The organism is Nonomuraea sp. KM90 (genome assembly GCF_052246675.1).
Classification (GTDB): Bacteria; Actinomycetota; Actinomycetes; order Streptosporangiales; family Streptosporangiaceae; genus Nonomuraea.
This window is the reverse complement of the sequence record NZ_JBQQCB010000003.1, coordinates 314,495-327,568: the sequence shown is the minus strand read 5'-3', so window position 1 is coordinate 327,568 and position 13,074 is coordinate 314,495. Positions and strand designations below refer to the sequence as shown.

11 protein-coding genes are annotated in these 13,074 nt (G+C 67.2%); 3 read left to right on the top strand and 8 right to left on the bottom strand.

Features of this window, described 5'->3' with window-relative positions:
- The first annotated feature begins 5 nt into the window (after positions 1-5).
- A complete protein-coding gene (locus ACTWPW_RS06000; protein ID WP_375115062.1) occupies positions 6-1,028 on the top strand; it encodes a suppressor of fused domain protein in 1,023 nt (340 codons plus the stop codon).
- Between the two features lie 51 nt (positions 1,029-1,079).
- Here the strand turns inward: ACTWPW_RS06000 and ACTWPW_RS05995 are convergent, their stop codons facing one another.
- The 7 genes from ACTWPW_RS05995 to ACTWPW_RS05965 form a co-directional block, all read right to left on the bottom strand.
- Positions 1,080-1,919 carry a phosphatidate cytidylyltransferase gene (locus ACTWPW_RS05995; protein ID WP_375115061.1) on the bottom strand — a complete coding sequence of 280 codons (840 nt, stop codon included), beginning with the start codon at positions 1,917-1,919 and terminating at the stop codon, positions 1,080-1,082.
- Positions 1,920-2,017: 98 nt separating this feature from the next.
- Complete coding sequence (gene frr, locus ACTWPW_RS05990) at positions 2,018-2,575, bottom strand: ribosome recycling factor (protein ID WP_364126957.1); 558 nt, start codon at positions 2,573-2,575, stop codon at positions 2,018-2,020.
- Positions 2,576-2,618: 43 nt separating this feature from the next.
- On the bottom strand, positions 2,619-3,317 hold the full coding sequence (gene pyrH / locus ACTWPW_RS05985; RefSeq protein WP_043634871.1) for a UMP kinase: 699 nt from the start codon (positions 3,315-3,317) through the stop codon (positions 2,619-2,621).
- A gap of 145 nt (positions 3,318-3,462) precedes the next feature.
- Positions 3,463-4,296, bottom strand: coding sequence for a translation elongation factor Ts (gene tsf, locus ACTWPW_RS05980; RefSeq protein ID WP_364126954.1), 834 nt, complete (start codon positions 4,294-4,296; stop codon positions 3,463-3,465).
- Between the two features lie 1,345 nt (positions 4,297-5,641).
- Positions 5,642-6,604, bottom strand: coding sequence for a 30S ribosomal protein S2 (rpsB, locus tag ACTWPW_RS05975; protein WP_375115060.1), 963 nt, complete (start codon positions 6,602-6,604; stop codon positions 5,642-5,644).
- A gap of 690 nt (positions 6,605-7,294) precedes the next feature.
- Positions 7,295-7,918 carry an ArsR/SmtB family transcription factor gene (locus ACTWPW_RS05970; RefSeq protein ID WP_375115059.1) on the bottom strand — a complete coding sequence of 208 codons (624 nt, stop codon included), beginning with the start codon at positions 7,916-7,918 and terminating at the stop codon, positions 7,295-7,297.
- Positions 7,919-8,004: 86 nt separating this feature from the next.
- The gene (locus tag ACTWPW_RS05965; RefSeq protein ID WP_443168129.1) at positions 8,005-8,178 is read right to left on the bottom strand and encodes a hypothetical protein; all 174 of its coding nucleotides are present in this window, start codon (positions 8,176-8,178) and stop codon (positions 8,005-8,007) included.
- Positions 8,179-8,371: 193 nt separating this feature from the next.
- Between ACTWPW_RS05965 and ACTWPW_RS05960 the strand changes: the two genes are divergently transcribed.
- A complete protein-coding gene (locus tag ACTWPW_RS05960; RefSeq protein WP_443168128.1) occupies positions 8,372-9,715 on the top strand; it encodes an MFS transporter in 1,344 nt (447 codons plus the stop codon).
- A gap of 315 nt (positions 9,716-10,030) precedes the next feature.
- Entirely contained in the window at positions 10,031-11,437 is a 1,407-nt protein-coding gene (locus ACTWPW_RS05955; RefSeq protein ID WP_443168127.1) for a peptidoglycan DD-metalloendopeptidase family protein, read from the top strand.
- A 137-nt stretch (positions 11,438-11,574) separates the two neighbouring features.
- Here the strand turns inward: ACTWPW_RS05955 and ACTWPW_RS05950 are convergent, their stop codons facing one another.
- Positions 11,575-12,456: a tyrosine recombinase XerC gene (locus tag ACTWPW_RS05950; RefSeq protein ID WP_375115055.1), complete on the bottom strand. Its 882-nt coding sequence runs from the start codon at positions 12,454-12,456 to the stop codon at positions 11,575-11,577.
- Positions 12,457-13,074: the final 618 nt, after the last annotated feature.

Sequence of the window (13,074 nt, the reverse complement as noted above, 5' to 3'; positions counted from 1 at the left end):
CTCGTATGGCGATTTTTCGGTCGGCATCTGGCGAGGGTGGCACCGAGGTCGTGCTCGCCGCCGGCAACCCGTACGGGAGCCGGACGCTCGTGGTCGAGCGGGACGAGGACTCCTCGGTAGCTTACCTGTGCTCGCCCGACGGCACGGTCCACGGCGCCGTCTGGCTGGCCAACCATCGCCCCGCCCCGCCCGTGGTGGACCTTCCCCGGATCAACGCCGGCCTGCCGCCGCTGATGCCCAGGCCCAACACGCTGCACCCGGAGGGCCGCCGGCCGCTCGGGCAACTCAGCCCGCTGTGGTTCGAGGAGGGCGACGGCGTGGCCCTCTACGAGGACGACGACCTGCTGGCGGTCATCCCCGGCTGGGCCGACATGAGCCGGGGCATGCCCGGCTACGCGCGTGACGCGGTGGGCGAGTCACCGTTCGCGTGGGCGCTGTCGGAGGCGCTCGAAGGGCTGCAACCCCGTATCTCGAACGCCAGATCCTACTGGCGCTGGCGGCACAGCGAAGGCTCCTGGCCGTCGTTCCAGCAGTTCGTCATGGGCCACCTGGACCGGGCGCTGGGACCGGCGGGCCGATACTGGGACGCCAGCGGCGAGCGGCTGCCGACCGTCGGCATCACCGAACGCCCGCCGCACCACGACCGCGCCTTCACCGTGCTGTCCACGGTCGGGATGAGCTGCCAGCGGATGCCGACGGTGGAGCAGTGGATCGACAAACCGGGCGCGTACGCCCGGATCGAGCTGGCCGTGGCCACCCGCGAGGACCCGCGGGACGCGGCGTTGCTGCTGGTGTGGCTGTCACAGTATCCCTGGCACTCGGTCACGTGGCTGGGCCACGGGCACACGGCGAAGTGGTATCACGATCCGTCGACGTTCCCGCTGGGCGCGCAGTATTCGGGCGTCCTCATGCAGGCCAACCCACCCCACATGCCCGACATGTCAGGATTCGCGTTCGGCGGCGAGGCCGTCCGCTGGCTCTGGCTCTCCCCCGTCACCACACAGGCCCTGGAGGCCCAGCGGCACTAGAAGAGCAGACTCAGCGGCACCAGAACAGCAATCTGTGGAAGCTCAGCGGCACTAGAAGAACAGCGTCATCAGCAGCCAGACCGGCACCAGCGTCGTCACCAGCGAGTCCAGCCGGTCCATCAGCCCGCCGTGTCCCGGCAGGATCGTGCCCATGTCCTTGATGCCGAGATCCCGCTTGATCATCGACTCGATCAGGTCGCCCACGGTGGCCAGCAGCGCCCCCAGCGCCCCGATCAGCGCACCCTGCCAGAGCTCCCCGCCGAGCAGCCACGTCACCAGCCAGGCCCCGACCGCGACGCACGCGACGATCGAGCCGGCCATGCCCTCCCACGTCTTCTTCGGGCTGATCACCGTCATCTGGTGCCGGCCGAACAGCACGCCCGCGATGTATCCGCCGATGTCGCTCGCCACGGTCACCGCGATGAAGATCACCACCCGGTGGCTGCCGTCGTCCTCGCTGAGCAGCAGCGCGACGAACGCGCTCAGCATCGCCGGGTAGAACAGCGTGAACACCGACGCGGACGCGTCGCGTACGTAACCCTCCGTGCCGTCGCTGAACATCCGCCAGATCAGCAGCACGAACGCGAACACCGCGAACGAGGCCAGCAACCAGAGCGGCCCGCCCCAGTACGCCCCCGCCTGCATCGCCACCAGGCCCACCAGCACCGGCACGGCCGGAACCTTGATGTCACGGGTGGCGAAGGCCTTGGTCAGCTCGAGCACACCGACGCCGACGGCCCCGGCGACCACCAGGAGGAACAGCTCCTTGATCGTGTAGACGGTGCCGATGACCAGTGCGCCCAGCACCACGCCCACCGCGATCGCGGCAGGCAGGTTCCTACCGGTACGGCTGCCGCCGCTCGAGCTGGTGCCAGCCGTACGTTCTTCCACAGAGTTCTCCAAGAGCCACGGCCCCCGCCGTCGGGCGAGGGCCGTAGGTGCAGACCTGCGGCGGCCCACTGGACGCGGTCCGCCGTGCGGCGCGCCGCTCAGACCTCGAGCAGCTCGGTTTCCTTGTGCTTGAGCAGCTCATCGATCTTGGCGACGTGCTTCTGGGTGAGGTCGTCGAGCTCCTTCTCGGCCCGCCTGACCTCGTCCTCGCCCGCATCGCCGTCCTTGATCATCTTGTCGAGGACTTCCTTGGCGGAGCGACGGATGTTGCGAATCGACACCTTGGCGTGCTCGCCCTTGTTCCTGGCGACCTTGATGTACTCCCTGCGGCGCTCCTCGGACAGCTCCGGGAACGTCACGCGGATCACGTTACCGTCGTCGGTGGGGTTGACGCCGAGGTCGGAGTCGCGGATGGCCCGCTCGATCGCGGTCATCGAGCTCTTGTCGTAAGGCTGGATCAGCACCATGCGCGCCTCGGGCACGTGGAACGACGCCAACTGCTGGATCGGCGTCGGCGTGCCGTAGTACTCGGCGTTGATCTTGTTGAACATCGAGGGGGTGACGCGGCCCGTACGGATGCTCGCGAAGTCCTCTTTCGCGACCGAAACGGCCTTGTCCATCTTTTCCTCGGCTTCGAGGAGGGTTTCGTCGATCACAGCGGCTCCCTGTCTTCTAGCTGGCGGTGTCGGGCTCGCTCCCTCATTTGCCTGCGGGACTCACCAGCGTGCCGATTTTCTCACCGCGCACCGCTCGCAGGATGTTGCCCTCGCCCATGAGGTCGAAGACCACAATCGGCAGATCGTTGTCCTTGCACAGGCTGATCGCGGTGGCGTCCATGACCGCGAGGTCACGCAGCAGCACCTCGCCGTAGTCAAGATGGTCGAACCTGACCGCGTCCGGGTTCTTGCGTGGATCGGAGTCGTAGATCCCGTCCACCTGCGTGCCCTTGAGCAGCGCCTCGGCGCCGATCTCCAGGGCCCGCTGGGACGCCGCGGTGTCGGTGGAGAAGAACGGCGAGCCGAGCCCCGCGCCGAAGATGACCACGCGCCCCTTCTCGAGGTGCCTGATCGCGCGGCGCGGCAGGAACGGCTCGGCGACCTGCTGCATGGTGATGGCGGTCTGTACGCGGGTCTCCACGCCTCGCCGCTCGAGGAAGTCCTGCAGTGCCAGGCAGTTGATGACCGTGCCGAGCATGCCCATGTAGTCGGCTCTGGCCCGGTCGATGCCGCCCTGCGACAGGGTGGCGCCACGGAACATGTTGCCGCCGCCGACCACGACCGCGACCTGCACGCCCTCCTTGACCGCCTCGGCGATCGAATCGGCCAGGTGATCGACGACCACCGGATCGATGCCCAGCGGCTCGCTGCCGGCGAACGCCTCTCCTGACAGCTTCAGCATCACCCGCTTCCACCTGAGTGGACCTTGCGGGTTTTGAGATGAGGAAGCCGCCGTCCGTGTGGATTCGTGGGCTGACTCCCGGTGGTCCTGCACGGCGGCGGCCTCCTTCATTCGGTGGATCGTTGAGCTGGCAGCTTGCCTAAGCCTAAGCCTGACCGACCTTGAAGCGGACAAAGCCGAGGACCTCGACGCCGTTCTCGTCAGCGTACTTGCCCACGCTCTTCTTGTTGTCCTTGACGAAGGCCTGCTGCACCAGCGTGAAGTCCTTGTACCAGCCGTTCACGCGACCCTCGACGATCTTGCCGATGGCGGCCTCCGGCTTGCCCTCCTCGCGGGTCATCTCCTCGAAGAGCTTGCGCTCCTTGTCGACGACCTCGGCGGGCACGGAGTCCGGCTTGAGGTACTGCGGGGCCATCGCGGCAGCGTGCTGCGCGATGTCCTTGGCGACCTCGGCGTTCGGCTTGTCCAGCTGGACCAGCACGCCGACCGCCGGCGGGAGGGCCGGGTCGGTCTTGTGCATGTAGGCGCCGATGTAGCCGCCCTCCAGCACCGCGAACCGCCGGATCTCGATCTTCTCACCGAGCGCGGCGTTGGCGGTGTCGAGGTGCTCCTTGACGGTCTTGCCGTCGAAGGCGGACTCGAGGAGCGCCGCCACGTCGGCGGGCTTGGTCTCGAGGACGTGCGCGACGACCTGGGAGGCCAGTTCCTGGAAGCGCTCGCCCTTGGCCACGAAGTCGGTCTCGCAGTTGAGCTCGAGCAGCGCGGCAGAGGAGTCGCCGTCCTGCTTGAGCGCGACCAGGCCGTTGGACGCGGTACGGGCCTCACGCTTGCCCACGTCCTTGGCGCCCTTGAGACGCAGCAGCTCGATGGCGCGGTCGAAGTCGCCCTCGGACTCCTCCAGCGCCTTCTTGCAGTCCATCATGCCGGCAGCGGTGATCTCGCGAAGCCGCTTGACGTCGGCCATGTTCACGGAAGCCATTGCTCTTTTTCCTTGTGGGATTTCGTCGTCGTCATCGTGGATCGGGCGGGCACCGGGATCCGGTCACCCACCCTGGGTTCGTACGGCAGGCGTGTGCCGTACAGGAGCGTTGTCTTGCGCGGGGCTCGGCTCAGCCCGGCTCTGCTGCTGCTTCGCCCGGCATACTGCCCAGCCTTGCCTCGGCTTACCACCTCAGCTCAGCACCGCCTCACATAAGCTCACGGCCCCGCTCCAGCCACCTGACCCCGGCCCTCGCACCGAAGCTCGGCAACCACCTCACCAGGCCCACCGGACCGTAGGACGGCAATCGCCTCACCCCGGCGCCGTGCCGAAGATCAGCCACCAGCCGGCCCGAACGCGGTAACCCCGGCTCAGCCGCCGCCCACCAAGGCCCGGCACCCAGATTCGACCTTCGCCTCACCTGGACACCGCCTCGGAGCAGCCACCGCCTCACCTGGGCAGCACACCTCGGATCGGCAATCGCCTCACCAGGGCACCACCACGGATCGGCGACCGCTTCACCTCAGCACCGCGCTCCCGGCCCGCCAACCACCTCACCTCGCCCATCTTCTGAGCTCAGCCCGGCGATCGACCTCACTGCGCCTAACCTCGTCGTGCCATCTCGGCTCGGCGGCCATCGGGCCTGACCGAGGCACCCGCCCCAGCCCTGTCCGACCACCCACCTCACCTCGACGCCTGACGCTTCCGTCCGGCCCAGCACTGCTTCAGTCCGGCCCAGCATTGCTTCGGTCCGGGCCGGCACTACTTCGATTCGGCCCGGTACCACGTCGCTTCGGCCTGGCTTACCGCCTGAGCCCTGGAGTCGCCTCGCCCGGCGTGCCGTCCTAGCTCAGCCATTTGCCGAGCCAGGACACGCACCTTGCCTGACCGACCACCCAGGACTCTGACCCGCCGGTGGTTTCCATATTCAGCTGTCACGTTGCCTTGCTTGTTCCGCTCGCCTTGCCCTGCATCGCCGTGTTCACCCGAGCCTGGGCAACTGCCCTCACCCGGCGCCACAACCCTGCTGGCGCAGGCTGTGCTCCTGTCAGGAACGCCTGCCCTGCGCGGCCAAGCCATGATCAGGACACTGCTCCCGACCCTGCTGGCCGACCCCTCGCACCCCGACCATCCGCGATCGAAATGCCAGGAGCCCGGCCACCCAAGATCGGAATCTCACGAGTCCGGCCGCCCGAGCCCCTGTCGCCAGGAGCCCCGGCCACCCGAGACCTTCATTCAGGTCACGAGAAGCCTGCGGCCGAACTGCCGTAAGCCCTTGCCGACCCTCGAATCCGGGGCCGTCAGCAGCCTACCCGCGCCCTCACCAAGGCCTCTGGCTCAGACCTCAGGCCTGCTGCTCGGTCTCACCCTCGGCAGCGGGGGCCTCAACCGGAGCGCTCTCCTCGGCGGCAGCGACGCTCTCCTCAGCGGGAGCCTCGGGAGCAGCCTCAGCGGCAACCTCCGGAGCGGCCTCGGGAGCGGCCTCGGCAGCAGCCTCAGGAGCCGCCACGGCCTCGTCGGCCGCGCGCTCGCCGGTGCCCTGCTCGATGAGCTCGCGCTCCCACTCGGCCAGCGGCTCGGCGGCGGCCGGCTTCTCGTCACCGCGAGCGGCGCCGGAGCGAGCCATCAGACCGGCCGCGACACCGTCGGCGACGACCCTGGTGAGCAGGCCGACGGCGCGGATCGCGTCGTCGTTGCCCGGGATCGGGTAGTCGACCTCGTCGGGGTCGCAGTTGGTGTCGAGGATCGCGACGACAGGGATGCCAAGCTTCTTGGCCTCGCTGATCGCGATGTGCTCCTTCTTGGTGTCGACGATCCACACCGCGCTGGGCACGCGGCCCATGTCACGGATGCCGCCGAGCGTACGCTCGAGCTTGTCCTTCTCGCGGCGGCGCATCAGGAGCTCCTTCTTGGTGAGCCCCGAGCCCGCGACGTTGTCGAAGTCGAGCTCCTCGAGCTCCTTCAGACGCTGCAGCCTCTTGTGCACGGTGGAGAAGTTGGTGAGCATGCCACCCAGCCAACGCTGGTTGACATACGGCATGCCGACACGGGCGGCCTGCTCGGAGATGGCCTCCTGAGCCTGCTTCTTGGTGCCGATGAACAGGATCGTGCCGCCGTGAGCGACGGTCTCCTTCACGAAGTCGTAGGCGCGGTCGATGTACGACAGAGACTTCTGCAGGTCGATGATGTAAATGCCGTTGCGCTCGGTGAAGATGAAGCGCTTCATCTTCGGGTTCCAGCGCCGAGTCTGGTGACCGAAGTGAACGCCACTCTCGAGCAGCTGTCGCATGGTGACGACGGGGGCCATGTGCTGGTCCTCCAGGTCTGGGCGCCCTGCGGATGGGCGCGGTTCTCGGTTGTGCCGCGGCAGCGCGCTGTCTGCCGCCCTGATGCCCCGAACCCGCTCCCGCCGGGCACTTGGCCCGGACCGATGGCACGGTCCGCAATGGGGCATGCGAAGTCGGCCTGTGGTCACAGGCCATCGAAAAGTCTACCTCCCACACCACCCCAGGCTGACCGTCTGCGGTCAAACGGACATCCCACCCCTCCGCGACACCACCACCCACCCACCTCAAAAGACCCATGGGCCACCCCACCAGCCCCCACCCCAGACGCCACCAACCACCTCAAGGCCCTAGCCCACCCAACCATTGGGGAAGGCAACAGGACGCTCAACCGACCGTCCAGTCGGCCGTGCCCTACCCACCACCATGAGGAGCTGCGATAACGACAACCATCAACACACCACAGCCGTCCCAAGACAACGCGCCACTACCCACGCCGTCGCTTGCCGCGACACCACCCATCGGCACAGCCTCACCACGCACGCCATCCCCCGCTGCCTCGGATCGCCTGGCACCACCCAAGCTCAGCAAGCACCACCGACCCACCCCGGCCTCGCCGCGCGCCACCCCGTACTCGCAGATCGTCGCGCGTCCCCACCCCACTGCCACCCCCCCTGCCACAAACCGCACCGCCACAGCCACACTGGCGCAGCTCACTCAGGGCGCGGCGCGTCATGGTCCTCGGTAGGCAGCCCCGGCACCGCCCTCGGCGCGACCGGAAACAGATTGACCTGCGCTTCCGCGATCCTGGCCCCCTCCGGCGCAACCTTCTCGCTCCGATGCCGCGCAGCATACGGCTCGAGCAACTTCTCGATCTCCCGGTTCAGCCGCGCCAGTTCCTCAGCGTCAACCCTGATCCGATACCGGCCGAACAGGGTCGCGTCACGCCACTCCGCGGATTCCTGGTCGACATGCGCCAGGGCCCGTTCCGCCTCCTCATTGACCTCTCGCCGAAACGCCGCGATCAACGAGACCTTCGCAGCCCGAACCTCAGGCTGATCATCGGGCTCCATCCCCACGCTGAGCCGCTTGTCCACGGCCTTCCACAGCCGCTCCCTGCCATCTCCCCGTGGCGGCGCGTCCTCCACGAACCCGTACTTGGCCAACATCCGCAGGTGATAGCTCGCGGCGCTAGGCGTGATCCCCGCTATCTCCGCCACTTCGGTGGCGGTGGCGCTCTCCTCCACGGCAAGCCTGTTCAGGATCATCAACCTCGCCGGATGAGCCAGCGCCCGCATCGCCCTGGGATCACTGAGCCCCTCGCTGCCCTGCGTCATGTGCCAAAGGTACTACCCATCCCCAGATCCGAAGCATTGCTTTCACAGTTGTGAAGGAATACCTTCACACTTATGAAGCATTCCCTTCAGAAGATTCCCAGCACCCCACGCGCCGAGAACGCCACCCCCGAGCCACCCGCCGCGGCGGCCGACTGCACGGGGACTGGGATGGCCGCCAGCAGCAGAGCAACCGGGACCGCAGCGGCCGACAACAGGTCGGCCGAGTCCACGGCGACCAGCAGCGGGACAACCGGGACCACGGCCTCCAAGACCGAGATGACCGGGACCGCGGCGGCCGACAACGGGACGACCCGGACCGGTGCAGGCCAGCACCCAAGCCCTCGGATCCCATCACCAACACCACCACCCACCCCCTTGAACTGCACTCAGACCACCCCCGACCACACCCCCGAACCACCCAAAGCGGCAACGCCCCCGCACCCTCCAAACACCGTGATCGATCACTCCAGCCCTCCTTCCCCCATCCCCCTGAGAAAACAACGCGATTACCGCTTGCTCTGGACAGCTCGGACAATCTCGATCACCGGCTCAGAAGTGTCCAAGCTGGCCATCCCCATGACCGCGATCACCTTGCTCACCGCCTCGCCTTCCCAGATGGGCATGCTGACCGCCGCCGCCTCCGTCCCGGCTCTCCTGTTCGGCCTCCAGTCGGGCGCCATCGCCGACCGGCTCACCCGCCACCGCCCGCTGATGATCGCTTGCGAACTTGTCTCCTGCGCAGCCGCCGCCACGATCCCCGTCGCCTGGCTCCTCGGCGTACTGAATGTCGTCTGGTTGATCGTCGTGGCCCTCGTGATCGGCACAGCTGGGGTGCTCTTCAAAGCCGCGAATTTCCCTCATGTGGCAGCAGTGGTCGAGCCGACCCAGCGCACCGAGGCGATGGCGGGCTTCCATGCCTCCTACTCAGTCGCCTCAGTCAGCGGCCCCGGCCTGGCCGGCCTCTTGGTACAGCTCCTCACAGCGCCTCTGGCCGTACTGGCGGAGGCGTTGTCATTCCTGACCTCAGCCCTGTTGCTGCGCACGATAAGAACCCGTGAGCAGACCACCCCGGCGGCCTCCAAAGGCATGTGGCGCGACGTCGTGGAAGGCCTGAAGGCCAGCGTCACCCACCCGGTGCTACGCGCTCTCCTCGGCGCCGGCGTAACGATCAATTTCTTCGCCATGGCCTACACAGCCGTCTACATGCTCTACATGCTGAACACCCTCAACATCCCCAAGGGCCTGATCGGCGTCCTCATCGCCCTGAGCGGAGCCGGAGGCCTGCTCGGAGCCTGGATAACGGCCCGCCTGTGCAAGCGCTACGGCGAGAACCGCATTCTCCTCTTCGCAGTGATCTTCTTCCCCGTGGAAATCCTCGCGGTAGGCCTGCTGACAGGCCCCCTGTGGTGGAAACTCTCGCTACTCGCCCTGACCGGCACGATCACAGGCGGCATAGTCGTAGCCTTCGCCACCTGCATGGGTGCGATCATCCTCCGCGAAACCACCCCGGAGCTCCGCGGCCGCGTCAACGCCACCATGACCTTCGCAGTGCAAGGCGTCCTCGCCCTGGGCGGCCTCGCTGGCGGTTTCCTGGCCGAACTCCTCGGCCTGCGCTCAGTCGTCCTCATCTGCGCGGCAGGCATAGCCCTGAGCACCATTTGGATCTGGACGTCTCCCATCCGCCCCCATCGCCCCCATCGCCCCGAGCTCGCATCCCCCGACCTCAGAGTTCCCGCCCCGTCGTTCACCAAGTCCGTGAACCACTTGATCGATTCCAGGCGCCATTCCTGGCTCTAACCAGCCGGCCTCATTCTCCCAACCGGCACCCCACCCTCCACACCGCCAGTCCCTACGGTCCCGCCCCCGGACCACAGCTCCCGCCGTCGGGCCGCAGCCCCCGCCGTCCGACCGCAGACCCGCCGTAGGCCGCCGCCCCACCTTCCGACCGCAGGTTCACTTCCGACCGCAGCCCTTGAACCCGCACCTCATCATTCCGCCTCAGCACCACCGCCCAACCGCTTCATCCACAGGCCAGACACCGGCTCGCCCCTTCATCCACAGAACGAGGTTCACCGCCTCGCAACCCGAGGCGCCGCAGCCAAACTGCCCACCATGAACACCCACACCACCCCCACCCCCGCCTCGCCGACCCTCTCGCCAACTCCCGCAGCCCACCGCACCAACATCCCCCACGCCCCAACACCCACCGCGACCAAGCCCCCCTCACAGCCACAGCCTCGACCGTGGCCACGGCTCCACCTCGCCAATCCCATCCCCCATAGACCAAGACCGGCTAGTCCATCCCGCCACCCCAGAACGAACCAGACACCACACTTCAACCCCCACCCACGAACACCGACCCCAGCCTCCGCCCACCACCCACCAGCACCGACGCTGCCCAACCGCGACCCGACCAGAACACCACCATCACCCGAACGCCACCCCTCAACAGCTTCCAGAAGAGCCGCCACGCTGCTGGCGCTCATCTCCACGGCCCTGGTCCTGTCAACGCCGACAACCCCAGCCAGAGCCTCTCCTTCCACCTGGCGCTGGCCGCTGGACGGACAGCCCCGGATCGTGCGCCGCTTCACCCCACCACCCGAGCCCTGGCTCGCCGGCCACCGTGGCATCGATCTGGCCGCCCCCGCTGCCACTCCGGTCCTGGCGGCAGGCCCAGGCACAATCCGCTTCGCCGGCCCCGTCGCCGGCAAAGGCGTCGTCACCATCGATCATCCCAACGGCCTACGCACGACCTACCTTCCGGTGACAGCCTCTGTACGCCGCGGCGATCCCATAGCACCCGGAGCCAAACTGGGCGTTCTAGAAGCCGCGAAACCGCACTGCGAGGAGTCGTGCCTGCATTGGGGTCTCATACGCGACGCCCGCTACCTCAACCCACTCCAACTCCTGGGCCACGCCCCCACCCGCCTACTCCCCTTCTGGCCCAAGACAACAACCGCCGACCACCTCAACCCTCTTGAAACCCATAACTCTCCACCCCCGAACAGGCTTGTTGCCGCCAGTCCCCGAATGTCCCATCGCCCACCCCACATCACCATGCCGAGCAAGCAGCAACCACTCGATCGCACACACCACCGGTCAGCGGCACCAGCAGAGTCCCTTCAGATCACGCCACCACCCATCACAAGCGCCGACCTCACTCTCACCGTCACCGCCTCTTACAGCCGCCAGAGCAGCCAAAGCGACAACAACGGCCATACTCCCCAGACAGCCATCCCACCGCCGCCGCGCGACCGCGGCTTAACAGAGAGCATCCAGTCCCTAACACGCGCCGCCACAACACCGCTCACCGCCGCTACAGACGCCACCACCACGATCATCGGCCTCGGGACAGTGCTAGGAACCGTCATCTTGATCGTCGCCCTACGCCGAACCCGCCTCAAACGCCATACCCGCCCAATCCAGCACACCCCGCCCAAGGGCCAACACCGCAAGCGCCGGCGTCACAGAAGCCAGACACGCAAACGCCGCCCTCCAACGTCCCCCGGCCCGCGTTGAAACCACCCCGACATGGGCGTACGGACCGATCAATCACCCACCAACCCCGACCTCAACCTCCGAAAGCCATCCACCCACTCACCCACTCACCCACTCACCCACCAAACCACCCCAGCCGAACGGCGCCCACTCACCGATCACGCCCTCGGATGCGCCTGCCGATAGGCCGCACGCAACCTCTCGATCGAGACATGTGTATAGATCTGCGTGGTGTTCAGCGACGCATGCCCAAGCAACTCCTGAACGCTACGCAGATCCGCACCGCCTTCGAGCAGATGGGTCGCCGCACTGTGCCGCAACCCATGCGGACCCATGTCAGGCACCCCATCTACTTGAGCCAGCCGAGCGTGCACCACTCGCCGTACGGTCCCCGCGTCAATGCGACCACCCCGCACCCCGAGAAAGAGAGCCGGCCCCGACCCGGCCCGCACCCACAATGGCCGCCCATGGATGCACCACCGGTCCAACGCCCGCAGAGCAGGCGCCCCGAACGGCACCGACCGCTCTTTGCGCCCCTTGCCCAACACCCTGATGACGTTTCGCTCGCGGTCCACGTCATCGACATCGAGCGCGCAGAGTTCACTCACCCGCACACCAGTGGCGTACAACATCTCAAGCAGCGCCTGATCCCGCAGTTCCTTGGGCTCCCCCGTAGGGGGCGCTTCCAGAACGGCCTCCGCCTGCCGCTGATCGAGTACGGCCGGCAAAGGCCGAGGCGCCTTGGCGCTCCCAAGCAGCAGCCCGGGATCGACCGTCAGCCATCCCCGGCGATAGCAGTACGCGGTGAACGTACGGGCGCAGGCCGTCCTGCGGGCCAGCGTGGCCCGCGCTTTCCCTGCCGCATGCTGCCCAGCCAACCACTCCCTGAGCATCCCGATATCAAGGCCTTCAAGCACTCCACCGGTGTGGTCGAGCAGAGAGTTGACGTCGGTCAGGTACGCCCGAACGGTATGCGGAGAAAGATCACGCTCAAGCCGCAAATACCGCCCGAACTCCGCTACGACCTCATCCCTGTCCACGCCCCACCCCCTTCGGCACCGGAACTACCCAAAGGCCGTAGATCGGCCGCCCGCACGACGACCAATACCGAACCATCCAACTCACCGCAACAACCGACGCACCCTGAAAGCGCCCGTCGCACCGCAACAACCACCAATTGCCGAAGCCCTGCCACAGGCACCAACCACCGATACCGACAAACGCACCTTGTCCGCTCCGCACGAAAGGGCTCGACAGGCAAGCGACGGTGCGCGCCTACGGAGCCGATCCGGACGCTTCGCGCCTGCCCGCCGTGCCACAGGCCACTACCGAAGGCGTCGCCACGCCGCCGCGATCGATCATCCCGGGTGTCCACAGCCCCAAAGACGAGACCGCATTCGATCAACCCACAACATCATCGACGCCGCCGCTCATAGTTGCCAGACCCTCTCGCACCCAGCACAGGGGGCCATCCGCCATCACACCCGCCATAAGAAGCGGCCCACACCGGCCACAGCGGCCACACCACCTCAACCCACCAATCCGCCGAACCCCGCATCGGCCTATCGGTGGTGTATCGGCGCATCGGCCGTGACGTGACCCGCGTACTGACCGCATCGGCGTACCGGTCACATCGGCTCATCGGCGGCCACCGCACC

Coding starts and splice junctions, on each gene's coding strand:
- ACTWPW_RS06000 (WP_375115062.1), top strand. CDS start 6: ATGGCGATTTTTCGGTCGGCATCTGGCGAGGGTGGCACCGAGGTCGTG.
- ACTWPW_RS05955 (WP_443168127.1), top strand. CDS start 10,031: ATGAACACCCACACCACCCCCACCCCCGCCTCGCCGACCCTCTCGCCA.
- rpsB (WP_375115060.1), bottom strand. CDS start 6,604: ATGGCCCCCGTCGTCACCATGCGACAGCTGCTCGAGAGTGGCGTTCAC.
- ACTWPW_RS05970 (WP_375115059.1), bottom strand. CDS start 7,918: ATGACGCAGGGCAGCGAGGGGCTCAGTGATCCCAGGGCGATGCGGGCG.
- pyrH (WP_043634871.1), bottom strand. CDS start 3,317: ATGCTGAAGCTGTCAGGAGAGGCGTTCGCCGGCAGCGAGCCGCTGGGC.
- tsf (WP_364126954.1), bottom strand. CDS start 4,296: ATGGCTTCCGTGAACATGGCCGACGTCAAGCGGCTTCGCGAGATCACC.